The sequence below is a fragment of the Aminobacter ciceronei genome (genome assembly GCF_014138625.1).
In the GTDB taxonomy this organism is placed as follows: Bacteria; Pseudomonadota; Alphaproteobacteria; order Rhizobiales; family Rhizobiaceae; genus Aminobacter; species Aminobacter ciceronei.
Genome location: NZ_JACJHY010000003.1, coordinates 202,516 through 228,788, shown reverse-complemented (window position 1 = coordinate 228,788; position 26,273 = coordinate 202,516). Strand labels below are relative to the sequence as shown.

The 26,273-nt window shown below is 64.3% G+C and carries 26 protein-coding genes and 1 tRNA gene; 19 read left to right on the top strand and 8 right to left on the bottom strand.

Annotated features, from left to right (window positions below):
- Nucleotides 1-27 precede the first annotated feature (27 nt).
- From msrA to HNQ95_RS05000, 3 genes are all read right to left on the bottom strand, one after another.
- Nucleotides 28-693, bottom strand: coding sequence for a peptide-methionine (S)-S-oxide reductase MsrA (gene msrA / locus HNQ95_RS05010; RefSeq protein ID WP_182573563.1), 666 nt, complete (start codon nt 691-693; stop codon nt 28-30).
- 45 nt (nt 694-738) lie between these two features.
- Nucleotides 739-1,059, bottom strand: coding sequence for a hypothetical protein (locus tag HNQ95_RS05005; RefSeq protein ID WP_067954665.1), 321 nt, complete (start codon nt 1,057-1,059; stop codon nt 739-741).
- 70 nt (nt 1,060-1,129) lie between these two features.
- Entirely contained in the window at nt 1,130-1,843 is a 714-nt protein-coding gene (locus tag HNQ95_RS05000; RefSeq protein ID WP_182573564.1) for a hypothetical protein, read from the bottom strand.
- A gap of 347 nt (nt 1,844-2,190) precedes the next feature.
- Between HNQ95_RS05000 and HNQ95_RS04995 the strand changes: the two genes are divergently transcribed.
- Nucleotides 2,191-2,280, top strand: a tRNA-Ser gene (locus tag HNQ95_RS04995).
- A 353-nt stretch (nt 2,281-2,633) separates the two neighbouring features.
- Here the strand turns inward: HNQ95_RS04995 and HNQ95_RS04990 are convergent.
- Nucleotides 2,634-3,926, bottom strand: coding sequence for a sensor histidine kinase (locus tag HNQ95_RS04990; protein ID WP_246765361.1), 1,293 nt, complete (start codon nt 3,924-3,926; stop codon nt 2,634-2,636).
- Nucleotides 3,927-3,982: 56 nt separating this feature from the next.
- Complete coding sequence (locus HNQ95_RS04985) at nt 3,983-4,642, bottom strand: response regulator transcription factor (RefSeq protein WP_067965767.1); 660 nt, start codon at nt 4,640-4,642, stop codon at nt 3,983-3,985.
- Between the two features lie 142 nt (nt 4,643-4,784).
- Here HNQ95_RS04985 and HNQ95_RS04980 point away from each other — a divergent pair, with 142 nt between their 5' ends.
- The 11 genes from HNQ95_RS04980 (at nt 4,785) to HNQ95_RS04930 (ending at nt 17,417) form a co-directional block, all read left to right on the top strand.
- Nucleotides 4,785-5,096, top strand: a complete 312-nt coding sequence (locus tag HNQ95_RS04980) for a PepSY domain-containing protein (RefSeq protein ID WP_067954670.1) — start codon at nt 4,785-4,787, stop codon at nt 5,094-5,096.
- A gap of 823 nt (nt 5,097-5,919) precedes the next feature.
- Nucleotides 5,920-6,312 (top strand): hypothetical protein, encoded by a 393-nt coding sequence (locus HNQ95_RS04975; RefSeq protein WP_182573566.1) that lies wholly within the window; start codon nt 5,920-5,922, stop codon nt 6,310-6,312.
- Nucleotides 6,313-6,352: 40 nt separating this feature from the next.
- A complete protein-coding gene (locus HNQ95_RS04970; protein WP_154384612.1) occupies nt 6,353-6,823 on the top strand; it encodes a DUF2271 domain-containing protein in 471 nt (156 codons plus the stop codon).
- A gap of 10 nt (nt 6,824-6,833) precedes the next feature.
- Nucleotides 6,834-9,041 (top strand): PepSY domain-containing protein, encoded by a 2,208-nt coding sequence (locus HNQ95_RS04965; protein WP_154384611.1) that lies wholly within the window; start codon nt 6,834-6,836, stop codon nt 9,039-9,041.
- On the top strand, nt 9,022-9,999 hold the full coding sequence (locus tag HNQ95_RS04960; RefSeq protein ID WP_154384610.1) for an FAD:protein FMN transferase: 978 nt from the start codon (nt 9,022-9,024) through the stop codon (nt 9,997-9,999). The genes HNQ95_RS04965 and HNQ95_RS04960 overlap by 20 nt, the downstream gene beginning before the upstream one ends.
- Nucleotides 10,000-10,003: 4 nt before the next feature.
- Nucleotides 10,004-11,908, top strand: coding sequence for a heavy metal translocating P-type ATPase (locus HNQ95_RS04955; RefSeq protein ID WP_154384609.1), 1,905 nt, complete (start codon nt 10,004-10,006; stop codon nt 11,906-11,908).
- Nucleotides 11,905-12,606, top strand: coding sequence for a VIT1/CCC1 transporter family protein (locus HNQ95_RS04950; protein WP_067954684.1), 702 nt, complete (start codon nt 11,905-11,907; stop codon nt 12,604-12,606). The genes HNQ95_RS04955 and HNQ95_RS04950 overlap by 4 nt, the downstream gene beginning before the upstream one ends.
- A gap of 200 nt (nt 12,607-12,806) precedes the next feature.
- Nucleotides 12,807-13,556: an ABC transporter ATP-binding protein gene (locus HNQ95_RS04945; protein WP_067954687.1), complete on the top strand. Its 750-nt coding sequence runs from the start codon at nt 12,807-12,809 to the stop codon at nt 13,554-13,556.
- Nucleotides 13,553-15,916 carry an ABC transporter permease gene (locus HNQ95_RS34050; protein ID WP_182573567.1) on the top strand — a complete coding sequence of 788 codons (2,364 nt, stop codon included), beginning with the start codon at nt 13,553-13,555 and terminating at the stop codon, nt 15,914-15,916. The genes HNQ95_RS04945 and HNQ95_RS34050 overlap by 4 nt, the downstream gene beginning before the upstream one ends.
- A 2-nt stretch (nt 15,917-15,918) precedes the next feature.
- The gene (locus HNQ95_RS04935) at nt 15,919-17,106 is read left to right on the top strand and encodes an efflux RND transporter periplasmic adaptor subunit (RefSeq protein ID WP_083948234.1); all 1,188 of its coding nucleotides are present in this window, start codon (nt 15,919-15,921) and stop codon (nt 17,104-17,106) included.
- Nucleotides 17,107-17,210: 104 nt separating this feature from the next.
- Entirely contained in the window at nt 17,211-17,417 is a 207-nt protein-coding gene (locus tag HNQ95_RS04930) for a cytochrome b/b6 domain-containing protein (RefSeq protein WP_347400132.1), read from the top strand.
- A 285-nt stretch (nt 17,418-17,702) separates the two neighbouring features.
- Here the strand turns inward: HNQ95_RS04930 and HNQ95_RS04925 are convergent, their stop codons facing one another.
- Both HNQ95_RS04925 and HNQ95_RS04920 read right to left on the bottom strand, forming a co-directional pair.
- A complete protein-coding gene (locus HNQ95_RS04925; RefSeq protein ID WP_067954693.1) occupies nt 17,703-17,927 on the bottom strand; it encodes a hypothetical protein in 225 nt (74 codons plus the stop codon).
- A 140-nt stretch (nt 17,928-18,067) separates the two neighbouring features.
- Nucleotides 18,068-18,277: a cold-shock protein gene (locus tag HNQ95_RS04920; RefSeq protein ID WP_067954694.1), complete on the bottom strand. Its 210-nt coding sequence runs from the start codon at nt 18,275-18,277 to the stop codon at nt 18,068-18,070.
- 14 nt (nt 18,278-18,291) lie between these two features.
- On the opposite strand from HNQ95_RS04920, the gene HNQ95_RS04915 reads away from it, so the two are divergent.
- The gene (locus HNQ95_RS04915) at nt 18,292-18,531 is read left to right on the top strand and encodes a hypothetical protein (RefSeq protein ID WP_067954696.1); all 240 of its coding nucleotides are present in this window, start codon (nt 18,292-18,294) and stop codon (nt 18,529-18,531) included.
- A gap of 71 nt (nt 18,532-18,602) precedes the next feature.
- Here HNQ95_RS04915 and HNQ95_RS04910 read toward each other — a convergent pair whose 3' ends face one another.
- Entirely contained in the window at nt 18,603-19,091 is a 489-nt protein-coding gene (locus HNQ95_RS04910; protein WP_067954698.1) for a RidA family protein, read from the bottom strand.
- A 282-nt stretch (nt 19,092-19,373) separates the two neighbouring features.
- Here HNQ95_RS04910 and HNQ95_RS04905 point away from each other — a divergent pair, with 282 nt between their 5' ends.
- From HNQ95_RS04905 to HNQ95_RS04880, 6 genes are all read left to right on the top strand, one after another.
- The gene (locus tag HNQ95_RS04905) at nt 19,374-20,063 is read left to right on the top strand and encodes a TetR/AcrR family transcriptional regulator (protein WP_154384606.1); all 690 of its coding nucleotides are present in this window, start codon (nt 19,374-19,376) and stop codon (nt 20,061-20,063) included.
- Between the two features lie 538 nt (nt 20,064-20,601).
- On the top strand, nt 20,602-21,663 hold the full coding sequence (locus HNQ95_RS04900; RefSeq protein ID WP_154384605.1) for an ABC transporter substrate-binding protein: 1,062 nt from the start codon (nt 20,602-20,604) through the stop codon (nt 21,661-21,663).
- A 30-nt stretch (nt 21,664-21,693) separates the two neighbouring features.
- Nucleotides 21,694-22,743 carry an ABC transporter ATP-binding protein gene (locus HNQ95_RS04895; protein ID WP_067954706.1) on the top strand — a complete coding sequence of 350 codons (1,050 nt, stop codon included), beginning with the start codon at nt 21,694-21,696 and terminating at the stop codon, nt 22,741-22,743.
- Entirely contained in the window at nt 22,740-23,660 is a 921-nt protein-coding gene (locus HNQ95_RS04890) for an ABC transporter permease (RefSeq protein WP_067954708.1), read from the top strand. Before HNQ95_RS04895 ends, HNQ95_RS04890 begins: the two co-directional genes overlap by 4 nt.
- Entirely contained in the window at nt 23,653-24,453 is an 801-nt protein-coding gene (locus tag HNQ95_RS04885) for an ABC transporter permease (RefSeq protein WP_067954711.1), read from the top strand. Before HNQ95_RS04890 ends, HNQ95_RS04885 begins: the two co-directional genes overlap by 8 nt.
- 116 nt (nt 24,454-24,569) lie before the next feature.
- The gene (locus HNQ95_RS04880; RefSeq protein ID WP_182585765.1) at nt 24,570-26,273 is read left to right on the top strand and encodes a glycoside hydrolase family 3 N-terminal domain-containing protein; all 1,704 of its coding nucleotides are present in this window, start codon (nt 24,570-24,572) and stop codon (nt 26,271-26,273) included.

Here is a 26,273-nt window from a genome sequence, read left to right as displayed (position 1 = left end):
ATCGCAAATGGCGCCTGAAACGAATGTCTAAACGGCCGCCTTGTCGGGGATCGCGCAAGCAACGCCGGTGCCCTTGAGGCCACAATAGCCATAGGGATTCTTGGCAAGGTATTGCTGGTGATCGTCTTCGGCGAAGTAGAACTGAGGCACTGCGGCGATCTCGGTGGTGATCTTTTCGCGACCGGCAGCCTTGAGCGCTGCCTGATAGGCATCGCGCGAGGCAACCGCCTCGGCCTGCTGGCTGTCGGAGAAGGTGTAGATCGCCGAACGGTAGGTGGTGCCGACGTCGTTGCCCTGGCGCATACCCTGGGTCGGATCGTGCGCCTCCCAGAAGATCTTCAGCAACTCGCCGTAGCTGACCTGTGCGGGGTCGTAGACCACCAGCACGACTTCGGCATGACCGGTAAGGCCGGTGCAGGTCTCCTGATATGTCGGATTGGGCGTCAGCCCGCCGGCATAGCCGACTGCCGTCACCCACACGCCGGGGATCTGCCAGAACAGGCGCTCCGCACCCCAGAAGCAGCCGAGGCCGAACAGCGCCTGCTCGAAGCCTTCGGGATATGGCCCCTTGAGCGGGCGCCTGGAGACGTAGTGCTTCGATGCGGTCGGAATCGCCCGCGCGCGGCCGGGCAGCGCTTCGCCAGACGTCGGCAGCTTGAGCTTCTTGTTCAGCATGTCGCTCAGGAAAAACATCTGCCTTCCCTCCTCGTCGTTGCGCTGAAGCTTGCTGGCGTCGCGTCAGACCTCGCCGGTGAAGCGGCCGGCGCGGCGCCGGTGGCCGATTGCGTAGAGCAGGAAGGCGAGCACGGCAAAGACCGCGAAGCCCGGCTGGTTGAGCACCGGCACGACGACGCTGTCCCAGACAGCCGGGCCGGTCTTGTCACGGACGAATGTCTCGGTCGCGGCGAGGGTATCGGGCGAGGCCGTCGACCAACTGGTATCGAGCGGCGTCATCACCAGCCGTGACACGGCGACGGTGCGGGTGGCGTCGAGCACGGCCATGATGACGGCGACCGAAAGCGCTATTGCGGCGGCAAGACGGAACACGAAGCGGATCATCGGCGGTCCTGGATATCGGTTATGAACGAGAAATAGGCCGCGCCGCCGGTGGGTGCAATCGAAGACACGGCTAATTGACAGACGTTTGCGGCGGGACTGGCGGCTTCGACTTGCGGCGATTGGCCCGCCAGACGGCGAAGATGCCGCCGGCAACCGCGCCGACCAGCAGGCCGCCGAGGCCGATCAGCACGACGAAATAGCCGCAGGCGCCCTCGAAGCAGCTCATATCGGTGGCTTCGGAAATGCCCGTGCCCAGCGCGAGCCCGACACCCGCGCCAACTGCTGCACCGACGATGACGCCGAGGATGGCGGCGACGATCGAAACCAGCAGACGCGGCCGCTTGTGCGGGCCACTGCTCAACAAGGCTTGTGGCTGGTCCTGTCGGCCGACCAGCCAGATCATGGCAAGGCCGATGGCGACCTCGCCGCCGTCCCAGGCAAGACCGACGAGGCCAAAGGCGAAATTCGGCATGACAAGAATATAGACCTGCTTGAGGACGAGGAAGGCGATGATCGCCCATTGCCAGATGGTGAAGGCGCGCCGGAACCTGCGATCGCGATTGTAGGCGAGCACGAGCAGGTAGATGCCCCAGCCGATCGTCACCGCGCTGAAGGCGACCGAGACATAGATCAGCCCCAGCACTGCCGACGGCATCGAGAAATCCAGCATGATGGCGAAGCTGGCGTCGATGCCGCGCGCGCTGAGCGCCATGACGAGGCACAGCCAGGCCACCGGCAGCCAGCGCCAGATGTCCCAGCCGGACGGTTCGCTCTCTGACGACATCGAATCTCCCCCTGCCCTTCAAAGCAGTTTGTGACAGAGCGCCAGGCACTTGCAATAAGGGCGGCGACGGTGCCAGCAAGGCGCCTCGCCGCTGCGGATGGTGGCTTTGCCGGCGCTGCGCAGCACGACGATCGTTTTGCCTGATAACATTTGCCACGTCAGCGCTTGGCAAGCGGCGCAGGATCGACTAGATGAGCCCCGCAGCCGGACGCTAATGTGTTCGGTGGCAGGCGATGGGTGCCCGGCAGGTTGGCTGCACCCGAATGACGGCTCGACGAGCCGACGCCAAGGAGATGCGCGCACTCCCAACCGGCCCGGCATAACCAGCCGGCGCACAGCGCGCATGCGGAGAGGTGGCCGAGTGGTTGAAGGCGCACGCCTGGAAAGTGTGTTTACGGGAGACCGTAACGCGGGTTCGAATCCCGCTCTCTCCGCCAGACTTTCACGAAGTCATTTGTTTTTGTTGTATTTTTCTGAACATCCTGATAACCATCCCACACATTATCCCACATTATTTCAGGATTGCACTGGATCGCTCCGGACGTCCCAATTCAACTTGGAGCGGATCGCACGCGAAAATCGAAAGACAGCTTTGCGCCTAATCTCGGCCGCAGAAATAAGCTTTGCCGTTGCCCGAAAGCGGACACTACCGGCGCCCTCGCTGAAGGTCGCGGACCATCGGCCCGGATCGCGCCGTGGGTTTATTGCCTCGAAGCTCTCGGTTCCACCGGCGGATACGATGCAGGATTTTCGGTTTCTTTCGACGTGTTGCGGCCGGATGAACTTCAGTTCAGGTCCTTGTCTCGGCAGTACCTGCGCTCGCGAGCGGGACGCTTGCCTCGAATCCGGTCTGGCAGCCTGGGCGCGGCGACCTGAGCGTCAGCGCGCCACCCATGCGGTCTGCGATGGTCGAGACGATGGACAGGCCGATACCGTTCCCGCGGCCCGCCGCGCCGCTGCGCTCGAAGCGGTCCGCTAGCCTCGCCAGTGTCTCAGCGGGCACGACGGGGCCGTCGTTGGACACCGTCATAAGGCCGTTGGAGGAAAGGGCCACTTCGACGGGGGAAGACCGGCTTCCGTGGCGCAGCGCGTTCTCGACCAGGTTGCGGCAGAGGATTCCGACCGCGTCGGGATCGGCGGCTGACATGACGGGCGTGTCGGGCAGCCTGAGCAAGATGCGCCCGGTCGACTCGTTCCGGCGCATGTCTCCGATCACGACGTCCAGTGTATCGCGCAGGTCGGACTCCCGGTCCAGGTTCAGCCGTCCCCCCTCCGCCCGCGCCAGTTGCATGAGCCGCTCGGCGCGCGCCGTCAGCCGCTTCAACGTCGCCTCGATGTCGGCTCCGCGCTGGGCCGTCTGAGGCTCGGCGGTTTCCTTTCGGATGCGCTGGGCCTGGGCGATCGCTCCGGCGAGCGGTGTCCTGAGTTCGTGGGCAGTGTTGGCGGTAAGGCTGCGCTCCGCCTCGAACGCTGCTCGAAGCCTCTCGATCAGTGCGTTCATGCTAGCCGCCATCGGGGCGACCTCGCTCGGCAGGTCGCCGGAGGCAACCGGGGCGAGGTCTTTCTCGCTGCGGGTCTCCAACTGGTCCCGGAAGGCCCGCAGCGAACGGGTGCTCTGTCTCACCGCGAAGGCGACAGCCGCAAACGCGGTGGGAATCACTAGCAGGACGGGCAAGCCGAGGCCCATCTGCATTTCGCGGATAACCGCGTCCTGATGTGCCAGCGACTTCGCAACCGTGATGCGGATCGTGCCCTGCAGAGCTTCTTCGCTGTAGAGGCGGTGCGTTGCGGTCCGGCCGAAGCCCGCTCCTGTATATGGCGGGAAGGTGGAGAGGTCGGCCGCGTGTGACCGGAGCAGGACCTTGCCCTTGTCGTCGCGGACCACGTAGGTGAAAAGCTCGTCATGGCTTCGGATCGCTCCGAGTCTCTGGCTGGCAGTGTCACCATCCTCGCGCCCGACGATGTCAAGGACGGCAAGCGGAAGCAGGCGCTGCGCGGTTTCCTGCAGGGAGGAATCGAAGACTTCTTCGATCTCGTGCCTCAGCAGGACGGCGGTTGCCCAGGCTGCGGCGATCCAGACCACGAGCAGGACTGCTCCGAGCGACAGAAGGAGCCTACCCTGGAGGCTTCGCGCCCCCCTCATGCCCGCGCAAGCCTATAGCCGAGGCCGCGCTCGGTCTCGATGAGGTTGGTGCCCAGCTTCTTCCGAAGGCGGCTCACATGGACCTCGATCGTGTTGCTCTCGATCTCGACGTCGAAGTCGTAGAGCTTCTCCTCCAGCTGCGGCTTAGACAGGAGCTGGCCGGGACGCGTCAGGAAGGCCTCCAGCAGTGCCCATTCGCGCGAGGTAAGCTGAACGGGCTTGCCCTCCCGGAGCACGCTCCGCCGCGCGAGGTCGATATTGAGCGCACCATGCCGGATGATAGGGTTCGGGTTGCCCGAATAGCGGCGGGCGACGGAGCCGATGCGGGCGGAAAGTTCATCGAGGTCGAAAGGCTTCACGAGATAGTCGTCCGCTCCGGCCTTTAGGCCCTCGATCCTGTCGGAGACCTGGTCGAGCGCGGTGAGGATGATGATGGGCGTGACGTCCCCCGAATTCCTCAGCGTCTTGAGGAAGACGATGCCCCTTCCGTCGGGCAGCATGAGGTCGAGCAGGATGAGGTCATAGCCCGCGCTCGCCATCACGTCGCGTGCCCCGTCTAACCTGGTGACCCAGTCGACCGAATGGCCGTCCCCAGCGATTTGGTCGCGCACGGCGGCGCCCAGCACGGCGTCGTCCTCTACAAGCAGGATTCGCATATTCACACCTGTTCCGCTGCCGTTGCCTCTACTATCAGATTTTCCTGACGGGTTGCTGAAGCGAATAGAGGGCTAACTTCAGGGTGCCGTAAGGTTGGCCCTGCAGGTTCAGCGCAAATCCAGGTGAACGGAGTAATTCGCCATGCGGCTCGTCCTGACAATTCTCGCATTCGTCGCGGCCTTCCCGGTCGGCAGCGCGATGGCCGATGACGAGTGCTTCGTGCCGATGGCCGACTGGAAGCCGAGGGAGGCCGTTGCCGCCCTGGCGGCGCAGCAAGGCTGGACGGTGCGACGGATCAAGATCGATGACGGCTGTTACGAGATCGACGGTACCGATCTCAGGGGGCAACAGATCGAAGCGACAGTTCATCCGGCAACCCTCGAGATACTGGAAATCGAACACAGGGACGGCGATCGGCGTCGCGAGGGAAAAACCCACAATAACGATCAATGACCTGCCATCGCCCGCGACGGTGTCGCACAGAACCCCGCCCACCGGGTCGGGGTATGGGACCGCTTGTCCGCATCTTCCACTGGTCGGTGCCTTCGCCACGGCTTGGCTCACCGCCGAGGAGATACAGCCGGTTCACGAGTTCGCGGGCTAAGTGGTAGCGGCGCTGTTCCGCATCACTTTCGCAATCGTGTGGGGTTTTGTCGGGAGCCGCTACGCCCGTTTCGGTCAGTTCGTCCGGAGTCCCGCCGCCATGCTCACCTAAGTCGCCCATGTCGCCAGGGACGAGAGGTGCGCTACCTGGGCCACAACCCGGCAGGCGCGGCCATGATCATCACACTGCTCGTGACGTTGTCCGGAACGGCCTTCACAGGATGGCTCATGGAAGAGCCGGCCCGCGCCGCAGCCGCAACCCACCTGCTGCAGTTCGTGGCCCCGGTGCTTGCGGACGATGACGACGGCGAGGGCTTGGCCAGGGAGCCGTCGACGCGGAAGGCGAGGCCAAAGGGCCACTCAAGGAGATCCCCAAGACGCTGGCGAACGCCATGTTGCCCCTTGTCACCTTGCACCTCGGGGGCATGGCGCTCGCGACGTTCCGCCACCGGGAGAACCTTGCCTGCGCCCTGGTTGCGGGCCGGAAGAGACCTGCTGGTCCTGGCGATATCGTCTGATCCCTCGTCCGGACAAGCAGGTGCTTTCCGAGGCCTCGCCATTGCGACGGGGCCTTTAGATTCCTGACGGCAAGCTGAAGCAGAAACTCCGTTTCCGTCAGGAAGGGATCAGGCGAGGCCTTCAGAACGAAACCATCAGAAAAGGAGACTCTGCCATGAAGAAGACATTCACCATCCTGTTCGCATCGACTGCGCTGGCCGTGGGCGCTGGCATTCCGGCGTGGAGCGCCATGCATGACGCAGCGCGGCCTCACGCATCTCGCGAGACCGTCGAGGACGCTTCCGATGAGGGCGCCAACCTGCTGTTCGCCAGCGATGACGGCCGCCTTGACCGGGATCATGGCCCCCGCCTCGGCCGTGGCGACGATGACGACGATGACGACGGTCATCACGAAGGCGATGACGACGACGACAGCGACGATGATGACGATGATGACGACGGATACCGGGGCGGTGCCGCGGTCGGACCCGCTCGGGCGGGCACAGTTGCCCCGCCGAACAACGGCCTGTTCGGCAGCGGCGCAGCGCCGAAGGTCAAGGTGAACTGAGCCACCCGCCACCTTTCCCGCGAATCCTGGAGACTTCGTCATGAGAACGATATTCGCCGCCCTGGCGCTCACCACCGCACTCACCCTTCCCGGCATAGCGATGGCGCGGCCGGTGACGCTGACGACCACCCTGAACAACTACGGCGGCGATGGAGCCTATCTCGCCATCTATGTCACCGATCCAAAGGGCGCCTATGCCGGCACCCTCTGGATGGCGGGGGGCAAGTCCAAATACTACGAGCATCTCAGCGACTGGTACCGCGCGACGCGCGGCAACATCGCCGAGATCAACGGCATAACGGGGGCCAGTGTGGGGGCCGGTCGCAAGCTCGAGATCACACTCGACCTGGCTGACGCGCTTTTCGACGCCGGCTACACGCTGCACATCGATGCCGCGGTCGAGGACATGCGCGACAGCCCCAACGAAGTCGCGGTGCCGCTCACGTCCAAGGGCGCCGGCCAGTCCGTCAAGGGCCGACGCTACGTCGCCAGCTTTGGCTACGGCATGTGAGGGCGGACGCATGATCCGAGCTCTTCACCGCTGGCCTGGGCTTGTGGCTCTGGCCCTGGTCTGCCTGCTCGCGCTCAGCGGGGCCGCCCTTTCGGTCTTCCCAGCGGCGGAGCGGCTGGGCGCGCCGCAGGCTGAAGCTACGATGAGCGTTGCCGATCTCGCGACCCGCATCCATGTCGTCTATCCGGGGGTGGAGCAGATTAAACGCTCCCCCTCGGGACGCATCACGGCCTACTGGTTCGACAACGGAACGCCGGGTTCGGCGGTGGTCGATCCTGCCACGGGGGCGGGTGTCGCCTCTGCCGACGCGAACCCGGTCGAACGCTGGCTGACGAACCTGCACCGCTCGCTGTTCATGGACGACGCCGGCCGCTTCGTCTCGGCTGCCGGGGCGGTAGCCATGCTCGTCCTTGCCGTCTCGGGAACGATGCTCGTCGCCCGCCGCGCCGGAGGCTGGAGGCGGTGGTTTGCCCCGCTGCGGGGGCCGATGACGGGACGCATTCATGCCGAGCTCGCGCGCGGGGCCGTGCTCGGCCTCCTGCTGTCCTCGGCGACCGCGATCTGGATGACGGCGTCGACCTTCGGGTTCCTTCCGGACCAGGCTGTCGTCCCGGATTTGCCGTCCACGGTGAGCGGGGATACAGGCATGCCCCTGGCCGGGATGCCCATGCTCGTCTCAACCCCCGTCTCCAGCCTGCGCGAACTCAGCTTCCCCTATCCAGGCGATGCGAGCGACGTCTTCACGCTCAAGACCGACCTCGGCACGGGGTACCTTGACCAAGGGACGGGAGCGACGCTGGGCTGGTCCAACCTGAGTGGCTGGGAGCGTGCCTCCGAAACAATCTACATGCTGCATACCGGACAGGGTGCCGCGGTGCTCGGCCTGCTGCTCGGACTGATGGCGCTCGCGGTTCCTGTGGTGGGCGCTACGGGCGCCGTCATATGGCTGGCAGGACGCCGCGGGCGACCGCGCATCCGCGGCAACGTCCCGGCGTCGCGCGGCGAGACGGTCATACTGGTTGGGAGCGAGGGCGGCAGCACCTGGGGCTTTGCAGCGACGCTGCACGATGCGCTCACTCGGGCCGGGCATCCGGTTCACGTCGCGCCAATGTCGGCCTTCGATCCGGCGCGGACCCCCGCTGCTCGCCGCTACGTGGTCCTCGCTGCGACCTATGGCGACGGCGATGCCCCGGCGTCAGCGAAGGGGTTCCTCGACCGCCTGGCCAGGCTGTCCGTCGCCCCCTCAGCGCCGCTGGCGGTGCTAGGCTTCGGTGACCGCGGCTTCCCGGCCTTCTGTGGCTACGCCCAAGCAGTCGAGGCGGCGGCGAAGGCGAAGGGATGGCCGACGCTGCTTCCGCTGGACACGGTGGACCGCCAGTCGCCCCAGGAGTTCGCGCGATGGGGGCGTGCGCTCGGCGAGGCGCTGGCAATTGAACTGGAACTCGACCATCGGCCCGTCCGCCCCGAGACAACTTCCCTCAGGCTCACCTCGCGGCGCAACTACGGCCAGGACGTCCAGGCGCCCACGGCGATCCTGCGTTTCGCGGTACCACGCCTGTCCCTCTGGCAGCGGCTCACGCGGAAAGGATTCGCCAGGTTCGAGGCGGGAGACCTCCTCGGCGTCGTGCCGGAGGGCTCGACCAATCCGCGCTTCTATTCGCTGGCATCGGGTAGCGGCGACGGCTTCGTCGAGATCGTGGTGCGCAAGCATGTCGGGGGCCTGTGTTCAGGCGCGCTGATGGCACTCGAACCGGGCGACACGCTTGCTGCCTTCCTCCACCGCAACCCGGCCTTCCATGCGGGCACGGACCGTGCTCCGCTGATCCTCGTCGGAGCGGGCACGGGGCTTGGACCGCTGGCGGGCTTCATCAGGGCCAACAGCGGGCGCAGGCCGATTCACCTGTTCTTCGGCATGCGTCATCCGGAAAGCGACTTCCTGTACCGTGAGGAACTGGAAGCCTGGGCGGTCGAAGGCAGGCTCTCGCGCCTATCCACCGCGGTTTCGCGCGGCATCCGGCCCCACTACGTGCAGGATGCTCTCGCTTCCGAACACCGGCAGGTCCTCGGCGCGATCCGCAACGGCGCGCGTGTGATGGTCTGCGGCGGCCGGGACATGGCGGCAGGGGTCGCCGAGGCGATGGCACGGATGCTGGAGCCCCTCGGCATGTCGCCAGCGATGCTCAAGGCGGAGGGACGCTATGTCGAAGACGTCTACTGAGTTCGTGCGCCACGCGCTCAACGGGCCGACCATGGGCACGCGCTGGTCGGCTCTCTTCTTCGCGCCACCAGGGTTCGATGCCGAAGCCGCCCGCAAAGCCCTCCAGACGGCGGTCAACGAGGTCGACGCGCAGATGTCGACATGGAAGCCCGACAGCGACCTGATGCGGCTCAACCGTGCGCCCGTGGGAGAACGGGTGCCTGTTCCGGCCATGATGATGGAAGTTCTGAGGCTGGCGCTGGCGGTCGGCAAGGCATCCGACGGCGCTTTTGACATTGGAGTTGGCGATGCCGTCTCTGCCTGGGGCTTCGGCCCGGCCGCCGCTGCCCCCGGCCTCATCAGTACGGCCATGACGGCGCGCCGTGTTCCCGCGCATGAGGCGATCGAGCTGGGCGACGGGAGCGTGCGGAAGCACGCCCAGCTCGCGCTCGACCTCGACGGCATCGCCAAAGGCTTCGGAGTAGACCGGTTGGCCGAGACGCTCGGCAGACTTGGCATCCGCGATGCGCTGGTGGGCATCGACGGCGAGATGCGGGCCATGGGACTGAGGCCGGACGGCGAGACCTGGACGGTCGCCGTGGAACTGCCCGACCCGGACCGGCGGGCACCGCATTCGGTCCTGTCCCTGCAGGACTGCGCCGTGGCGACCTCGGGCGACTATCGGCATTGGGTCGAGGTGCAGGGACGGCGGCTCTCGCATACCGTGGATCCACGCCGGGGCGCACCGCTTCTGGAAGCGCCTGCCTCGGTCACGGTGCTTGCCCCGTCCTGTGCCGCCGCCGACGCCTGGGCGACGGCCCTGATGGTGCTCGGCCCCGGCAAGGGCGGGGAACTGGCGCGGAAGGTCGGGATCGATGCGCTGTTCCTGCTTCGGGGCGAAGGAGATAGCATCGACGCATGCCGCGTCGGGCGGGTATTCGGGGACGAACAACTGCCGACCGGAAACGCAGAGGGCTGATTGTATGGAGCATTCGAACGGAGACCGGTTGAAGACCGCGCTGTTGCTGGCTGCCGTGGGCGGGCTCTTGGGTGGGCTTGCCCTCTACTTCAGCGGACGGCCAGACTTGGCCTCGACGGTCTGGCTTGTGGGCGTGCTCCCCGTGCTCGGCGCGCTGCTCGTGGAGATCCTACGCAGCCTGTGGTGTGGCGAAATTGGGCTGGACATCGTCGCCGCACTTTCGATGTCGGCCGCGCTCCTCTTCGGAGAAACTCTGGCGGCGGCCGTCGTGGCGCTCATGTATTCCGGTGGAACCTTTCTCGAAAGCTTTGCGGAAGGGCGGGCGCGCCGCGAGATGCGCGACCTGCTTGCGCGTGTGCCACGCACTGCGACCCGGCATCAGAACGGCAGCCTGGAAGAAGTTCCGCTCGACGACATCATGCCCGGCGACCGCCTGCTTATCCGTCAGGGCGACGTTGTCCCGGTCGACGGCACGGTGGCGTCCGCCTCTGCCTTCCTCGACACGTCCGCCCTGACGGGCGAATCCCTCCCGATCCGTGCGCAGAACGGAGGCGATGCGATGAGCGGTTCCACAAACGCAGGCGAAGCGTTCGACCTCGTCGCGACGCGTCCTGCAAAGGACAGCACATATGCGGGCATCGTACGGCTCGTGGAAGAAGCCCAGCGGTCGAAGGCGCCCATGTCGCGGCTGGCCGATCGCTGGTCGCTCGGCTTCCTGCTGGTCACGGTCGCCATAGCCTTCGCCGCATGGTGGTTCACTGGTGACCCTATCCGGGCAGTCGCGGTCCTCGTGGTGGCCACGCCATGCCCGCTGATCCTGGCGGTTCCGGTGGCGCTTGTGGCGGGCCTTTCGCGGGCGGCGCACTTCGGCGTGCTGATCAAGGGCGCGGGTCCTCTGGAGGCAATGGCCAGGACGCAGACGCTCATCCTCGACAAGACCGGCACGCTGACGGACGGCAGGCCGCAGATCGTGACGATCGACAGCCATGACGGAACGGATCCTGACGAGGTCCTCCGGCTCGCCGCGGGACTCGACCAGGCCACGAAACACCCGGTGGCGCAGGCGATCGTCGCCGCGGCACGGGAGCGCGGCCTGTCGCTCCCGGTTCCGACGAACGTGGCCGAAGCTCCCGGCGAAGGGCTGACAGGACAAGTCGACGCCAGGTCCGTTGTCGTCGGCGGGCACGGGTTTGTCACCGGCCGTGTTGGCGAGGCTGCAGTGGAGCATCCGGCACTCGCCGCCGGGTCGGTCCTTGTGGCTGTTGGGGTCGACGGGCGGCTGGCGGGCCATCTGGTTATGGCAGACCCACTTCGCGAGGGGACGCATGACATGCTGGCCAGGTTGCGTCGTCAGGGGATAGGTCGGATCCTGCTGGCGACAGGCGACCGCCAGGAGGTGGCCGAGCGCGTGACCGAGGGCCTCGGTCTCAACGGTATCCGTGCCGGTCTCACGCCCGACCAGAAGGTTCTGCTGGTGCTCACCGAACGCAAGCGCGGCCCGGTCATGATGGTGGGCGACGGCGTAAACGACGCTCCGGCTCTCGCCGCGGCCGATGTGGGCGTCGCCATGGGCGCGCGTGGTGCGGCCGCCTCTGCCGAGGCAGCCGACGTGGTCCTGTTGGTTGACCGCGTCGACAGGCTCGCACCCGGGATCGAGATAGCCCGCGGCGCGCGCCGCATCGCGCTGGAAAGCGTGGTCGCAGGCATAGGCTTGTCGGTGATGGGCATGGTCGCGGCGGCGCTGGGCTACCTCACGCCCGTCCAAGGGGCGCTCATTCAGGAGGCGATCGACGTGGCCGTGATCCTCAACGCGCTCCGTGCGCTTCGCATCTCTCCGGCAGAGACATGGTCACCCAGGTCTACCGCCACCGGACACCAGCCGACCCTATTGCAAGGAAACCAGACATGAGCCGCCTTTCGCACTCCGAAGTCCACATGGTCCACCGCATCGGCTGGCTGCGTGCGGCCGTGCTCGGCGCTAACGATGGCATTGTGTCCACGTCGAGCCTCGTGGTGGGTGTTGCAGCTGCCGGATCTGGCTCGATCGAAATCCTCATCGCCGGCCTTGCTGGCCTTGTGGCCGGAGCGATGTCCATGGCGGCGGGTGAGTATGTCTCGGTGAGTTCCCAGACCGACGCCGAGAACGCCGATCTCACCCGGGAACGGCGGGAGCTTGCAGAAACGCCAAAGGCCGAGCTGGAAGAGCTGACGCGGATCTATGTCGACCGCGGGCTCGACAGGGAACTGGCCGAGCGGGTCGCAGTCCAGCTGACCGAGCGAGATGCGTTGGGGGCGCACGCCCGCGACGAACTCGGCATTTCCGAAACGGTCGCCGCCCGTCCCGTGCAGGCAGCTGTCGTATCGGCCCTGACCTTCGCGGCGGGCGCGGTCATTCCGGTGCTGGTCGCGCTCGCCTCCCCCGTTGAGAGAACCAGTGTACTCGTAGCCGGAACCACCGCGGTTGCGCTTGCCATCCTTGGTGGCCTCGGCGCCACGGCCGGAGGAGCGGGCGTGATGCGGGGGGCGGTCCGCGTTACTTTCTGGGGTGCGCTTGCCATGGGCGTCACCGCCGCGGTCGGTGCGGTCTTCGGAGTGAGTGTCGGCTAGACCCACACCAGAATACATTGTGGGCGCGACCGTGTAGTTTCCGCCATGCTGTCAGGACTCTGAAGCAGCACGAACGGGATGTCGGCCACATACTCAGTGGGACTGAATTTCCTTACCACGTTCCAAATTTGATAAGAATCAAGGGACGGGACGAGGCAATGTGTAGGACTTCTGCAATCTCGGCGGAGACCGGAGCCTGCATGCAAGTCCGTGAACGAGAGGCAACGAATCCAGCGACACAACCTCAGGCCCCCGTGTTCGTGGCCAGGGGGTTGACCAAAGTCTATGGATCAGGCGATGCGCAAGTCGTAGCGCTGAAGGATGTCAATCTCGATATCCGGCAAGGCGAATTCATCGTTCTTCTTGGGCCCTCCGGCTCAGGCAAATCGACCTTACTCAATATTCTCGGCGGGCTGGATGCTCCAACGTCAGGAACGGCGACCTGGCGGGACCACGAACTGACCGGCGCCGGCGACGATGAACTCACGACCTACCGGCGCGAGCATGTCGGGTTCGTGTTTCAATTCTACAACCTGATACCGAGCCTCACCGTTGAAGAGAACGTGCGGCTGGTCGCGCAAATCGCCAGCAACCCTATGAGGCCAGCCGAGGCGCTTGAACTCGTTGGGCTGACGCATCGCGCCGGTCACTTTCCCTCGCAACTTTCGGGCGGCGAGCAGCAGCGCGTTGCGGTGGCCCGCGCTATCGTGAAACGGCCGGACATCCTGCTTTGTGATGAACCGACCGGCGCGCTCGACGTAGATACCGGCCGACTGGTTCTTGCAGCAATCGCAAAGGTCAACGCGGAACTAAGCACGACGACCGCGGTCATCACCCACAACTCCGCAATTGCTGGGATGGCTGATCGCGTGTTGCGATTAAGCGGTGGGCGCATCGTCAAGGAGGAACCGAATCCGAAACGAATACGGGCCGAGGACGTGACGTGGTGAACGTGCTCGATATCAAGGTCCTGCGCGATCTTTGGTCGATGCGGCTTCAGGTCCTCAGCATCGCGCTGCTCGTTGCCGCCGGCGTCGCCGTCTTTGTAATGTCCCTGTCGAACTACCTGGCGCTGGTAGGCGCCATGGAGGCGCACTACCGCAATGAACGGTTCGCCGACGTTTTTGCGAGCATTACGCGCGCGCCGCTCGTCATCGTCGACCGGCTGCGCGAAATTGACGGCGTCGGCATTGTGGAACCGCGCGTCGCGAAGGCAGTGCGCGTAATCCGTGAGGACACAAACCTCCCGATCTCGGGGCGCGTTATCTCGCTTCCAGCCTCGGGGCAGCCGTTGCTCAATCGCCTCCATCTCGTGCAGGGACGTTGGCCCGATCCGCTGCATCCGGAGGAGATAATCGTCAACGCGGCTTACGCCGAGGCACGCGCCATGCGGACGGGTGACACCATCGATGTGGTTCTGAACGGGCGATTGCAGGACTTCCGAGTGGTTGGCTCCGCCCTGTCGCCCGAGTTCGTCTTTGCAACACGCGCCGCCGTGCCACTGCCGGACGATCGGAACTTTGTCGTACTGTGGGCCAGTGAGGATGCGGTAGCCAGCGCATTCGACATGCAAGGCGCATTCAATGACGTGTTGATGACACTGGCACCTAACGCAAGCGTGCCGCATGTCCTGGAAGAGGTCGATCTTTTGCTCGCACCATACGGCGGAACGGGAGCCTACGATCGGAGCGATCAGCCTTCGCACCGCTTCCTGAAAGACGAACTGGCGGAGCAGGAAACCTTGAGCATGGTGATGCCGTCGGTCTTCTTCGGCATCGCGGCATTCCTGCTCAACGTCGTCATCGGCAGGATGGTCGAGGCGCAGCGGGGACAGATCGCTTCGCTAAAGGCACTGGGGTTCAGAAACCTCACCATTGCGCTTCACTACTTTAAACTGGTTTCCGCCATTGCGTTGCTGGGAACGGCGATAGGTCTTGCCCTGGGGCGCTGGTTTGCGGTTGGAGTCGTCGGAGCCTATCGCGCCTTCTTCCGTTTTCCGTTGCTGGAGGCGCAGCTTGAGCCGTGGCTGCTCGTTGTTGCGATGCTTGTCAGCGTCGCCGCGGCTAATCTCGCGGCGGCGACGGCGGTATATCGGATAGCCATGCTTGCTCCCGCCGAAGCCATGCGACCCGGAACGCCGCCCGCGCTACGCACATTTGGTTGGCTGCAGACTATTGGAAGCAAGCAAATCCCGCTCCAGTATGTCATGGCGGCGCGCACCATCCTCGGACGGCCGTTGAGAACGCTCTTGACAACCGTCGGCATCGCTCTGGCCATTCCGCTGGTTCTGTTCGGGCTCTATTGGTTCGATGCAATCGACCACATGATCGATGTGAGCTTCGGGCGCATCGAGCGTGGCGATGCATTCATTACCTTTACGGAACCTGTCTCGGCGGATGCGCTCTACGAACTGCAAGCGATCCCCGGCGTGCTGAAAGCTGAGCTCCAGCGAGTCGTGCCGATCAGATTGCGGGCCGGCCACCGAACCTATCGCACATCGGTCACGGGGCTGGAATCTGGCTCTGAACTCAAGATTCCGAGAGACAGCGCGCTGCAGCCAATTGCCGTTCTCTCCGACGGCATCATGCTCAGCCGGACAATCGCGCGGCAGCTTGATCTCGACCTGGGCGACAGTGTCACGATCGAAGTGCTTGAAGGAAACCGGACCGTGAGGGACGCCGCCGTTCGCAAGATATCGGACGATATCCTTGGGGCATCGGTGACGATGGAGCGCACGGCACTCAATCGCTTGATGCGGGAGGGTGATGTCGGCAATGTCGCAACCCTCAGGATTGATCCGCGCCAATCCGAACTGCTCTGGTCCAGTATAAGATTGATGCCGAAGGTCGAGGGAAGCTCCGTCAAGGCCCTGTGGCTTGCGTTGTTCAACGAGACGATCGGTGGAATGGTGCTGGTCGGGGCGCTAATTCTTGCGGGGTTTGGAATGCTGATTGCGATAGGGGTAGTCTATAACAGCGCCCGCATCGCCCTGCAGGAGCGCGCCTGGGAACTGGCTAGCCTCCGAATAGTGGGGCTGACAAGGCGTGAGGTATCCGCTGTCATTTTCGGTGAGCTCGCCGTGGAACTCATTGTGGCCGTTCCTGCTGGGCTCCTTATTGGATGGTACTTGATCGAGTTGATCGCGTCAGCGCGTGCGAGCGAGTCATTTCAGATCCCCGCTGTGATCGATCCAAGCAGCTACGCCATAGCGGCGCTTTTGGTGATCGGTGCAGCTGTCTCCAGTTTCATTGCGATTCGCCGACGGATCGACACGCTCGATCTGGTGGCAGTCCTGAAAGCGCGGGACTGAATATGAAGCTTCGAACAACTTCGATCGTCGGCGGACTGGTATTGGCGCTTGCAGCGCTTGGCCTCTACTGGATCCTGATGCCGCAGCCGATCCTTGTCGAAACCGGCGAGGTAAAGACCTCACAGTTCCAGGACGCGATCGAAGAAGACGGCCGCACGCGCGTGCGGGACCGCTATCTGGTGTCGGCCCCTCTGTCCGGACGCCTACAGCGGCTGGTGCTCGAGGCGGGTGATGCCGTGCAGGCGGGGCAGATGCTCGCGACCATCACGCCGCCTGTTTCTCCGCTTCTTGATCCTCGCGTGCGGCTGGAACTCGAGGCGCAGGTCGGCGCCGCCGAAGCGGCAGTCGAGGAGGCGGAATCGCTTCACGAGCAGGCCAAAGTGCTTCTGGCCCAAGCCAGTGCAGACCTCGAACGCACCAGATCGCTCGCCAAGCGGAATGTGGCGCCTGCGGCGCAATTGGAGCGTGAGGAGTTCCTGTTTCGCTCCGCGGAGAGACAGGCCTATGCAGCCGAGCGCCGCTGGCACGCGGCGACACATGTTCTGGAGCAGGCTCGCGCGGCATTGACGTCCGCAGGCAACTCGGAGGCTAGCGAGGCTTTCCCGGTATCTTCCCCCATAAACGGTCGGGTTCTCAGGATACTCCAGGAGAGTGAGACCACTGTCGCGCAGGCCGCCCTATTGGTCGAGCTGGCCGATCCTGGAGATCTCGAAATCGCGGTTGACGTTCTGACGACCGATGCCACCCGCATCAGGGAGGGCGACAAGGTGATCATTGAGCGATGGGGCGGTCCCACCGATTTGCAGGGGGCCGTGCGACGCGTCGAGCCCTCCGGCTTCACCAAAGTCTCCGCGCTCGGCGTCGAAGAGCAGCGCGTCTGGGTCGTCGTCGACATAACCTCGACGCCGGAGATGTGGACCAGCCTGGGGGACGGCTACCGTGTCGAGGTCAGGATCGTGGTCGACGAAATCGACCAGGCAATCGTCGTGCCGATCGGAGCACTGTTCCGGCGCGGCGATGCCTGGAGCGTCTTCGTTGTGGAGGGGGGCCGCGCGCAGCTCCGAGAGGTAGAGATTGCGCGCCTCTCGACTCGCATTGCCGCCGTGGCGCAGGGCGTTCGTCCGGGCGAAATCGTCGTCGTCTATCCGCCCTCCAGCCTTACCGACGGGAGTAGGATCAAGCTCCGGTAAGAGGAATCGGCCGCGCGCCACCCACGCCGCATCCTTTTGATCCAGGTCAATGCATGGGAAGTCGAGTTGGCTTGTTGTGAGGACAACGACAAGGGGCAGACAGCATGCACACTCGATCTTCCTCCGAGATACAAGTCTGGGATCCATTCGTCCGAATGGCCCATTGGACCCTTGCCCTTGGGTTCTTCGTTGCCTACCTGACGGAAGACGTGATGACCGTGCACGTCTGGGCGGGCTACGTCGTCGGCGTGCTGGTTCCTGCACGTATCGTGTGGGGATTTCTCGGCCCGCGCCATGCGCCATCGGCATAACGGCCTGCTGCCTTCGTCTGTCTCACTTGCACGGCTGTTAGTGCCTTTCCAGGATGTCGCCCCTGGCTTTTCACGCTCCGCCCAACTCGTTACCCCACATTATGACCCACAAACTATCAGCGATGGCGGCGGATCGCAATGGACGCCGCAGGACAGGCGCAGTAGAAATCTACAGAGTATCAAATAGTTGTTGAACTGTATTGGATTGAGCTGCACGCTAGTTGGGCGGGCGCTCTCTCCGCCAGCAACTTTGATCACCTAGGCCGTTGATCTTATATCTGTTTCTTACTTCTTGCCGGCTGCGCGCTCGCGAACGGTAGACGGACCGGCGGCAAGCTCGGTGGCTTCCCTTTCCAGCCGCAGAGCGCGCAAGCGCAGCGTCTTTTCCTCGCGCTGCTGAACGACCGCGTCGATCTCCGAGTTGATCCGGTTGCGGGCAAGAGATTGCGATTGCGTCTTGCCGAAGGCTGACTCGGCTTGCTCTCGTGCCTTGCTCTGGGAATCAGTCATGTTTGTTATCCCTACATTCTCGAAAAGAGGACTGAACGCTGCCAACAAAAAAGCCAGGCAAACTGCCTGGCTTTTGTAAGTCGATCGCGCCCTGTGACGGTGCCAGTACATCCGTGGTCACCGAAGGGCACCAAGACCGATCAGGCGGCCTGCAACTGGCCGGCAGACATCTTGCCCGACTTGCTGTCACGCTCCATCTCGTAGGCGATCTTCTGGCCTTCGACGATTTCACGCATGCCGGCCCGCTCAACCGCGGAAATGTGGACGAACACGTCCGGACCGCCGTTGTCAGGCTGGATGAAGCCGAAGCCCTTGGTAGCATTGAACCATTTCACTGTGCCAGTGGTCATAACAAACCCCTTTCATGGCAATATTCATCGACAACCAAGCGATTGCGTGGCTGTTTTACATCGCGATTTTATTTGAAGGGATGTTCGTTGGCGCACAGCGATTTTGCGCAATAACAAAAATCGAACAAGCAAATATCGACAGCCGGGTTTTATATTTATTGGCTGTCGATGTCAATTTTATTATTCTGCTCTCCAGGACAGACGTTTCTCCGGTTGGAAATTCCAGTTTCAACGGGATGCGCGACCCCCGGTGAGGCCGGCCTCCCGATTGACGGTCAAACATCGTGCGCCGACGCATCAGTCACCCCCGGGCGAGCCACCACCACTATTTCAGCAAGACGACAGCCTCGACCTCGAACAGCATTGGGTCGACGGCGAGTTTGGGGACGGGGATCAGCGTCTGGGCCGGTAGCGTGTTGCCGAACATCGCCTTGACGCTCTCCGTCAGCACGCCGAGCTTCGACATGTCGTGGTCGACGACGTAGACGGTGAGCTTGGCGACCTGGTCGGGCTTTGCGCCGAGAGCGTCGAGAGCGCTACGCAGATTGGCATAGGCCTGCTTCACCTGAACGGAGAAGTCGGGCGACAGGCTGCCGGTGGCGTCCTGGCCGCCCTGCCCCGAGATGTAGGCGACACGCGCACCGGCGGGAACGATGACCGCCGTGCTGTAGCCGTTCGGCGTCGGGTCGTAGAGGTTCTCGGGGTTGACGATTGTCAGCCTGAGATCGCTCTCGTTGGCCGTCGTCGCGGTGGGAAGTGACATGGTCATGGTGATTAGGCCTCCGACAAGCAGATGCTTGATTTTGCGTGACATGATTTTTCTCTTTGGTTCCGCGGCCCGCCACTGGCGGCCGTGCGATTAGTCCTATGGTACATTGTACTAGTCAACTGCCGGGCATCGACTTTCCTGACGTCGACTGCCAAAGTCGAAGCTCACGAACGGTGTTTTCGCTCGAATTGGAAATCAGGCGACGGGCAGAACTCCGTGCCGTGATGACGGCAACTTATTGATTTCAGGCCATTCGATTGCGACGTCCGCCTGCAAAACGAATGTCGGTAGCGAATTCAGAAATCGTGGCGCAAGTGGGGACGACGGATGGCAGGCAAACGCAGCGGCAAAAAACGGCCTCAGCCCGGCAAGTCGCCAAGACCGACGCGCGAGCCGCGCGGCGAGCCGCCCCTGTCTCTGGAACGCATCGTGGCGACCGCGGTGGAGCTGCTGGACACCCAAGGCATCGACGGACTGACGATGCGACGGTTGGCCGATCGTCTCGGCTCAGGGGTGATGAGCCTCTACTGGCACGTCGACAACAAGGAGGACGTTTTCGACCTTGCGCTCGACAAGGTGCTCGAATACCGCGCGCCGTCCGACAGGGCCGAACCCCAGGGGTGGCGGCAAGAGGCCGTACATGTGCTCGAGGGCTGGCGCGCCAGCATGCTGCGCCATCCCTGGTCGGCATCGCTGTTGCCGCGCCGGGCACTCGGCCCGAATATCCTCGGTCGCCTGGAATTGCTTGCCAACGCCTTGTCCAAAGCAGGTGTAGCGGATGCAGATCTGAACGTCGCGATCTGGTCACTGTGGAACCACGTGATGGGCTCGACCATCACCCGGGCGAGCTTCGAACTCACCGACGACGACCAGGCCGCAGCACAGCAACGCCTCGCCGGACTCAGCGAACGCTATCCCACGATCGAACGCTCCCGCCTGTTGCTGGACAGCGATTGGGACGGCGCCTTCCGCAAGGGCCTCGACTATCTGCTCGATGGTCTTGCCCCAATACGATGAACGCTGGTTCTCGTTAGCGCAGCATGCACCAGTTCTTGGGCAGACGTTTTGGTCTGGCCATGGACAGGCCGGCGCGGAGGGCTCGTCGAGGTCCGGTGTGACCTATGCCGCCTCCGGGCCACCACCGAAATGACTGACCCGATGGCTTCCGCCCCTCTTGGTGCAACCAGACCTCGGCTCAACTATGGCGGGAACATCGGCTTGCAGGCCTCGCAAGCCTGGCGATGGCTTCGCCCCCTAACCTTGGCTTGTCGCGACAAGATGGACCGGCGCAGCCTTCCCCGGTGAGCCTCATCGGCGTGACGGGCCCGCGGCGCTTGCGAAGCGCCGCCGGCGAGACTTGGGAAATAGCGAGAACAAAATTATCGATAAGCGGATCGATAAATCGCGGATACCTGCCCAACATGCCCTACGGTAATTCTGGACCTGGCCCTGGCGACATAGCCAAGGGCGCTGAACACCGGGCAAACCAAGCCTTCCAGTGCTGTTCAGGGAAAAGAAAACTGCTGGACGAAAACCAGCCCCGTGGGGAATTACCATGATCCGGAAAAATGTGAGGAACTCTCTTTCTGCCTGTGCGCTGCTTGCCGCGTGGGGCATTGCAGGCCAGGCCGCCCAGGCGGCTGAGATGACGGTCGCCGTCGGCGGCGGCGTGATCCAGGAGGTCGGCCGCGAGACCCTGTGGGGACCGGCGGCCAAGACGCTCGGCAACACCGTGCGCGAGGAAACCATCAACGACGCCTATGCCTCGGTGAAGCTGCAGGCGGCGGCCAATGCGGTGAGCTTCGACCTCGTACAGACCAACGCCTTCCAGGCTGAAAAGGGCGGCCGCGAGGGCCTGTTCATGCCGCTCGACTACAGCGTCATCGACTCCAAGGACTTCATCGAAGGCACGGCGCAGAAATACTGCATCTCGGCGCTGATCTTCTCCTGGGTCATGGCCTGGAATACCGACGCCTACAAGGACCAGGCGCCGCAGAGCTGGGCCGACTTCTGGGACGTCGAGAAGTTCCCGGGCCGCCGCGCCATGCGCAACGACGCCGAGGCGCAACTCGAGATCGCGTTGCTTGCCGACGGCGTGCCGATGGACAAGGTCTACGAGGTGCTGGGATCTGAGGGCGGCATGCAGCGCGCGCTCGACAAGATCGAGCAGTTGCGTCCGCACATCGCGGTGTGGTGGAATTCGGGTGCCCAGCACGCGCAGCTGATGAAGGACAAGGAAGTGGACATGTCGGTGGGCTGGAACGCCCGTTTCGAAGCCGCCAAGAAGGACGGGGCCAAGATCGACTACACCTTCAACCAGGGCGTCATGAGCATGGATTGCTGGGCGGTGCCGGTCGGAGCCCCGCATGCCGCCGAAGCGATGAAGATGATCAACGAGATGTCCAAGCCGGAAGCCCAGGCCAAGTTTTCGGTCGGGGTGAAGTATGGCGCGGCCAACAAGCGTGCCTACGAGACCGGCCTCATCCCCGACGACGCCTCGAAGAAGCTGCCGACCTATCCCGACAACGCCGCGCACCAGCTTGCCCAACGCAATGAATGGTGGGTCGAACATGTCGGCGAAGCCCAGCTCGGCTTCCAGGAAATGATGTCGCGCTGAGCGCGGCAGGAACAGGTCGGCTCAAGCGACATGACAAGTGCTGCGTTCATCGAAATCCGCAATCTTTCGAAAGCCTACGGATCCTTCCGCGCCCTCAACGACGTCGGCCTCGACGTCGGGCGCGGCGAATTCCTGAGCATTCTCGGCCCCTCGGGCTCCGGCAAGACCACGCTTCTGATGGCGCTTGCCGGGTTCGTCAGGCCTGATCGCGGACAGATTTCCGTCGATGGACGCGACCTTGTCCGCCTGCCCGCCAACAAGCGCGGCATCGGCGTGGTGTTCCAGAACTACGCCCTGTTTCCGCACATGAATGTTGCTGCCAACGTCATGTTTCCCCTGCGCGTCCGCGGCATCGGCCGCGCAGAGGCTGCCGAACGTGCCAGAAAGGCGCTCGACATCGTCGATCTCGCCAACATGGCCGAACGTGACATCGCCACGCTGTCCGGCGGGCAGAAGCAGCGTGTGGCGCTCGCCCGCGCCGTGGTGTTCGAACCCCGACTGATGCTGATGGACGAGCCGCTGTCGGCGCTCGACAAGAACCTGCGCGAGCAGATGCAGTATGAGATTCGGAAGCTGCACGACCGGTTAGGGCTGACCACCGTCTATGTCACGCACGACCAGCGCGAGGCGCTGACGATGTCGGATCGCATTGCCGTGATGCGCGACGGTGTCATCCGCCAGCTCGGAACACCGGCTTCGTTGTATCATCGGCCGACGTCGCGCTTTGTCGCCGAGTTCCTCGGCGAGGCCAACATTCTCGAACTCGATGCGGTGGAAAGCTTCGTTGCCCCGGAGCGGGATGCCACTGGTGCTGGCCGCAAGCTGATGATCCGCGCCGAAAGACTGTCGCTTTCCGATGCCAGCGGCCACGACCATGTATCACTCAGCGGCACGCTGACGCGCTCGGTGTTCCAGGGCGACAGCTGGCTCATCTCCGTCGATCTGGCGAACGGCGGAGCCGTCTCGGCGCGCATCGCCGCTGCCGAGGCGGCGAATTTCAACCTCGAGGCGCTGGCCGAAGGTGCGCCGCTCAAGTTGCATGTGCGGCGCGATGCGCTGATCCCGGTGATCGACGCATGAGCGCGCCGGCTATGACCTTGCCGGCGGCAGACGGCGCCTTCGACAACTCAGCCCTCTTGCGGCGGGACCGCAAATTGGCGCAGATCGGCCTCTTCGGTCTGGCGCTGCCGGCGGTGCTGCTGGTCACCATCGCCATCGTCGTGCCGCTGGCGGCGATGTTCTGGATATCGATCGCCCGGCCCGACGGCTCTGTGTCGCTCGACACCTATCTCAGGATCCTGAGCACTCCGGTCTATACGCGCTCGGTACTGACCACCTTCCAGGTCAGCGGCATGACGGTGCTGACCTGCATGCTCCTGGGCACGCCATTCGCGCTGGTCATGGCCAGCGCCGGCCAGCGGCTCGCTTCGATCCTGCTGCTCGTGGTGATGTTGCCGTTCTGGACGGCGCTTCTGGTCCGCACCTACGCGCTCTCGGTGCTGTTGCAGCGCAACGGCCTGGTCAATAGCTTCCTGATCGACACCGGGCTGGTCTCGGAGCCGCTGCCGCTGATCAACAACTTCTTCGGCACCATCGTCGGCATGACCCATGTGATGCTGCCGCTGTTCATCCTGCCGGTCTATGCCGCGATCAAGCAAATCGACCACAACATCATCCGCGCCGCAGCCAGCCTCGGCGCCAGCAAGCTCCTGACCCTGCGGGCGGTGATCCTGCCGCTGGCCGCCAACGGCATCTTCGCCGGTGCTGTGCTGGTGTTCGTCCTCAGCCTCGGTTTCTACGTCACCCCCGCCATCCTCGGCGGCGGCCGCGTGCCGATGATTTCGACCCGCATCGAACAGAACGTCTCGGTGCTGTCCGACTGGCCGGCGGCAAGCGCGCTCGGCGTGCTCTTGCTGTTGTCCGTCGGGCTGGTGTTCCTCGTCACGTTCCTGCTTCGCCGCAGCATCAAGGCCCTCGGAGGCAGCGCCAATGTTTGACGGTTTCGACGTCTCCTGGCCGCTGCGCCTGGCGATCGGCATTTTCACCGCGCTGGTGGCGACCTTCCTGTTGGCACCTTCACTGATCGTGGTGCCGATGTCGTTCTCGGCCTCCGAACTGCTGCAGTTCCCGCCGACCGAATTTTCGCTGCGCTGGTGGCAGCAGTACTGGCAGTCCGACCTGTGGATGCCGGCGACCAAGACCAGCCTGCTGCTGGCCACCGTCACCGCCGCGGTTGCCGTGCCGATCGCCTTTGCCGCGGCCTACGCCACCACGCGTTCGCTCGGCTGGGCCAGGCTGCCGCTCTATGGCGTTCTCCTGATGCCGGCCACCGTGCCGCCGATCCTCGTCGCCATCGGCCTGTTCTTCGTGCTGGCCCGCCTGCATCTCGTCGGCTCGTTCCCGGGCCTTTGGCTCGGGCATACGGTGATCGCCATTCCGACCGCCTATGTCATCCTGTCCGCCGGCTTTGCCCGCTTCGATTTCACCCAGGAGAAGGCCTCGCGCAGCCTTGGCGCCGGCTGGTGGCGGACGATGATTTCTGTCGTCATCCCGCAGATGCGTTTTCCCTTGCTGTCGGCGGCGTTGCTGTCCTTCCTGACATCGCTCGACGAAGTGATCGTGTCGATGTTCGTCGGTGGCGGCGCCAACACGACGCTGACCAAGGTGATGTTCCTCGGCCTGCGCGACCGCGTCGACCCTCAGGCCGCAGTGATCTCGACGATCTGGATCGTGCTTGTCGCCATGGTCGTCACGGTGGTCTTCGGGCGCCAGCGGCAGGAGCCGTCGTGACCGGCAGGCGGTGGGCACGGGCGCTGACGGCTTCCGCGCCGACAGCTTTTCTGCCAAGTTGATGGCCGTGGTGGCGACAAGTCGGTCTTGTGCAGTCCGCCGAGAGTGTGATGACCATGCCGCTGACAATTGACCGAACCCAACCGAAGGCCGTGGTGTTCGGCTGCGCGGGCACCAGCCTGAACGCTGCCGAACGCAGCTTCTTCCGCGCCGCCCAGCCCTGGGGCTTCATCCTGCACAAGCGCAATTGCGCCGACCCTGCACAACTGCGCACTTTGGTGGCGGAACTGCGCGAAAGCGTTGGCCGCAGCGACGTGCGCGTGCTGATCGACCAGGAGGGCGGCCGCGTCGCCAGGCTGGCGCCACCGCACTGGCGCGCGCCCCCGCCGGCCTCGCTGTTCGCCCAGATCGCCCGCACCGACGTCAAGCGGGCACTCGATGCCGTGCGCCTCAACGCACGCCTCGTCGCGGCCGAACTGTTCGACCTCGGTATCGACATCAACATCGCGCCTGTGCTCGACCTGCCGATCGGCAAGGGCGACCTGGTGATCGGCGACCGGGCGCTGGGAGACACGCCTGAAATGGCGAGCATTCTCGGCCGCGCCACCTGCGAGGGGCTGCTGGCCGGCGGTGTGCTGCCCGTCATCAAGCATATTCTCGGCCATGGCCGCGCCCGGCAGGACAAGTCGGAGGCGCTGCTGGTGGTCAACGCCTCGCTCGACGAGATGCAGTCGGCCGACTTCGTGCCGTTCCGCTCGCTGCAGGACATGCCCTGCGCCATGGCAGCCCACGTCATCTACCGGGCCATCGACCGCGACGCGCCGGCTACCGCCTCGCGCACCGTCATCGATGAGATCATCCGCGGCATGATCCGCTTCGACGGCGTGCTGATGAGCGACGATGTCTCGGACATCAGCCGCACCCATCCGATCGATGCCCAGGTCAGCGCGACGCAGGAGGCCGGCTGCGACGTCATCCTGCACGGCAGCGGCGACATGGACGAGATGCAGCGTGTCGCCGATGCCGCGATGCCGTTGTCGGAGAATGCGGTCGAGCGTCTGCACCGCGCCGAGCGCATGCGTCGCCGGCCTTCGGCGATCGACCTGGCCGAAACCGCACGCAAGCTGGAGGAACTGCTCAAGCCGCTTGGCGCGCGGGCCCGCCAGTCGGGTACGACGCGCTCGTCCGAGATCGTCGGCAATGTCGCCAAGAAGATCGAGCGCGATATCGTGCTCGGCCGCATCCTGCCCAAGGAGCGGATCATGGAGGACGAGCTGGTCTACGGCCTCGGCGTCAAGCGCCACGTCGCACGTGCCGTGCTGCAGGAACTGGCACGCACCGGGCTGGTCAAGCTCGAACCCTATCGCGGTGCGGTGGTGCGCCACCTGTCACCGGACGACCTGGTCAAGCTGCACGACGTGCGCCAGCTCTTGATCGCCGCCGCCGTGCAGCGCATTCGCCTGCCGGTGTCGCCGGTGCTGATGAACAAACTCGAACATGCAAGGCAGATCCATCGCTCGGCGATTTCGGTCGGCGATCTCGAGCTGGCTTATGTCCAGGACCGCGCCTTCCACGATCTGTTGCTCGAAGCGACCGGCAACGAGTTCATTGCCCGCTCGATCCATGATTGTGATGCCGGCATGCGCAGCATCGATGCCGCGAGCCTGATGGCCGACACCCTCGTCGAGCCGTCGCTCGCCGAACATGACGAGATGGTGAAGGCGCTGGAGGACCAGGACCTCGAGCGCCTGGGCAAATTGTGCGCGGCGCATTTCGACCGGCCGTTCGCCCATCACATGGCGAACGGCGTCCGGCACTGA

Excerpts from the sequence above, each read along its gene's own strand:
- HNQ95_RS04920 (WP_067954694.1), bottom strand. The coding sequence starts at position 18,277 with ATGACCACTGGCACAGTGAAATGGTTCAATGCTACCAAGGGCTTCGGC.
- HNQ95_RS05005 (WP_067954665.1), bottom strand. The coding sequence starts at position 1,059 with ATGATCCGCTTCGTGTTCCGTCTTGCCGCCGCAATAGCGCTTTCGGTC.
- HNQ95_RS05000 (WP_182573564.1), bottom strand. The coding sequence starts at position 1,843 with ATGTCGTCAGAGAGCGAACCGTCCGGCTGGGACATCTGGCGCTGGCTG.
- HNQ95_RS04950 (WP_067954684.1), top strand. The coding sequence starts at position 11,905 with ATGAGCCGCCTTTCGCACTCCGAAGTCCACATGGTCCACCGCATCGGC.
- HNQ95_RS04985 (WP_067965767.1), bottom strand. The coding sequence starts at position 4,642 with ATGCGAATCCTGCTTGTAGAGGACGACGCCGTGCTGGGCGCCGCCGTG.
- HNQ95_RS04890 (WP_067954708.1), top strand. The coding sequence starts at position 22,740 with ATGAGCGCGCCGGCTATGACCTTGCCGGCGGCAGACGGCGCCTTCGAC.
- msrA (WP_182573563.1), bottom strand. The coding sequence starts at position 693 with ATGTTTTTCCTGAGCGACATGCTGAACAAGAAGCTCAAGCTGCCGACG.
- HNQ95_RS04935 (WP_083948234.1), top strand. The coding sequence starts at position 15,919 with ATGAAGCTTCGAACAACTTCGATCGTCGGCGGACTGGTATTGGCGCTT.
- HNQ95_RS04930 (WP_347400132.1), top strand. The coding sequence starts at position 17,211 with ATGCACACTCGATCTTCCTCCGAGATACAAGTCTGGGATCCATTCGTC.
- HNQ95_RS04880 (WP_182585765.1), top strand. The coding sequence starts at position 24,570 with ATGCCGCTGACAATTGACCGAACCCAACCGAAGGCCGTGGTGTTCGGC.
- HNQ95_RS04955 (WP_154384609.1), top strand. The coding sequence starts at position 10,004 with ATGGAGCATTCGAACGGAGACCGGTTGAAGACCGCGCTGTTGCTGGCT.
- HNQ95_RS04885 (WP_067954711.1), top strand. The coding sequence starts at position 23,653 with ATGTTTGACGGTTTCGACGTCTCCTGGCCGCTGCGCCTGGCGATCGGC.
- HNQ95_RS04965 (WP_154384611.1), top strand. The coding sequence starts at position 6,834 with ATGATCCGAGCTCTTCACCGCTGGCCTGGGCTTGTGGCTCTGGCCCTG.
- HNQ95_RS04945 (WP_067954687.1), top strand. The coding sequence starts at position 12,807 with ATGCAAGTCCGTGAACGAGAGGCAACGAATCCAGCGACACAACCTCAG.
- HNQ95_RS04980 (WP_067954670.1), top strand. The coding sequence starts at position 4,785 with ATGCGGCTCGTCCTGACAATTCTCGCATTCGTCGCGGCCTTCCCGGTC.
- HNQ95_RS04970 (WP_154384612.1), top strand. The coding sequence starts at position 6,353 with ATGAGAACGATATTCGCCGCCCTGGCGCTCACCACCGCACTCACCCTT.
- HNQ95_RS04925 (WP_067954693.1), bottom strand. The coding sequence starts at position 17,927 with ATGACTGATTCCCAGAGCAAGGCACGAGAGCAAGCCGAGTCAGCCTTC.
- HNQ95_RS04915 (WP_067954696.1), top strand. The coding sequence starts at position 18,292 with ATGGCAATATTCATCGACAACCAAGCGATTGCGTGGCTGTTTTACATC.
- HNQ95_RS04905 (WP_154384606.1), top strand. The coding sequence starts at position 19,374 with ATGGCAGGCAAACGCAGCGGCAAAAAACGGCCTCAGCCCGGCAAGTCG.
- HNQ95_RS04960 (WP_154384610.1), top strand. The coding sequence starts at position 9,022 with ATGTCGAAGACGTCTACTGAGTTCGTGCGCCACGCGCTCAACGGGCCG.
- HNQ95_RS04900 (WP_154384605.1), top strand. The coding sequence starts at position 20,602 with ATGATCCGGAAAAATGTGAGGAACTCTCTTTCTGCCTGTGCGCTGCTT.
- HNQ95_RS04895 (WP_067954706.1), top strand. The coding sequence starts at position 21,694 with ATGACAAGTGCTGCGTTCATCGAAATCCGCAATCTTTCGAAAGCCTAC.
- HNQ95_RS04910 (WP_067954698.1), bottom strand. The coding sequence starts at position 19,091 with ATGTCACGCAAAATCAAGCATCTGCTTGTCGGAGGCCTAATCACCATG.
- HNQ95_RS04975 (WP_182573566.1), top strand. The coding sequence starts at position 5,920 with ATGAAGAAGACATTCACCATCCTGTTCGCATCGACTGCGCTGGCCGTG.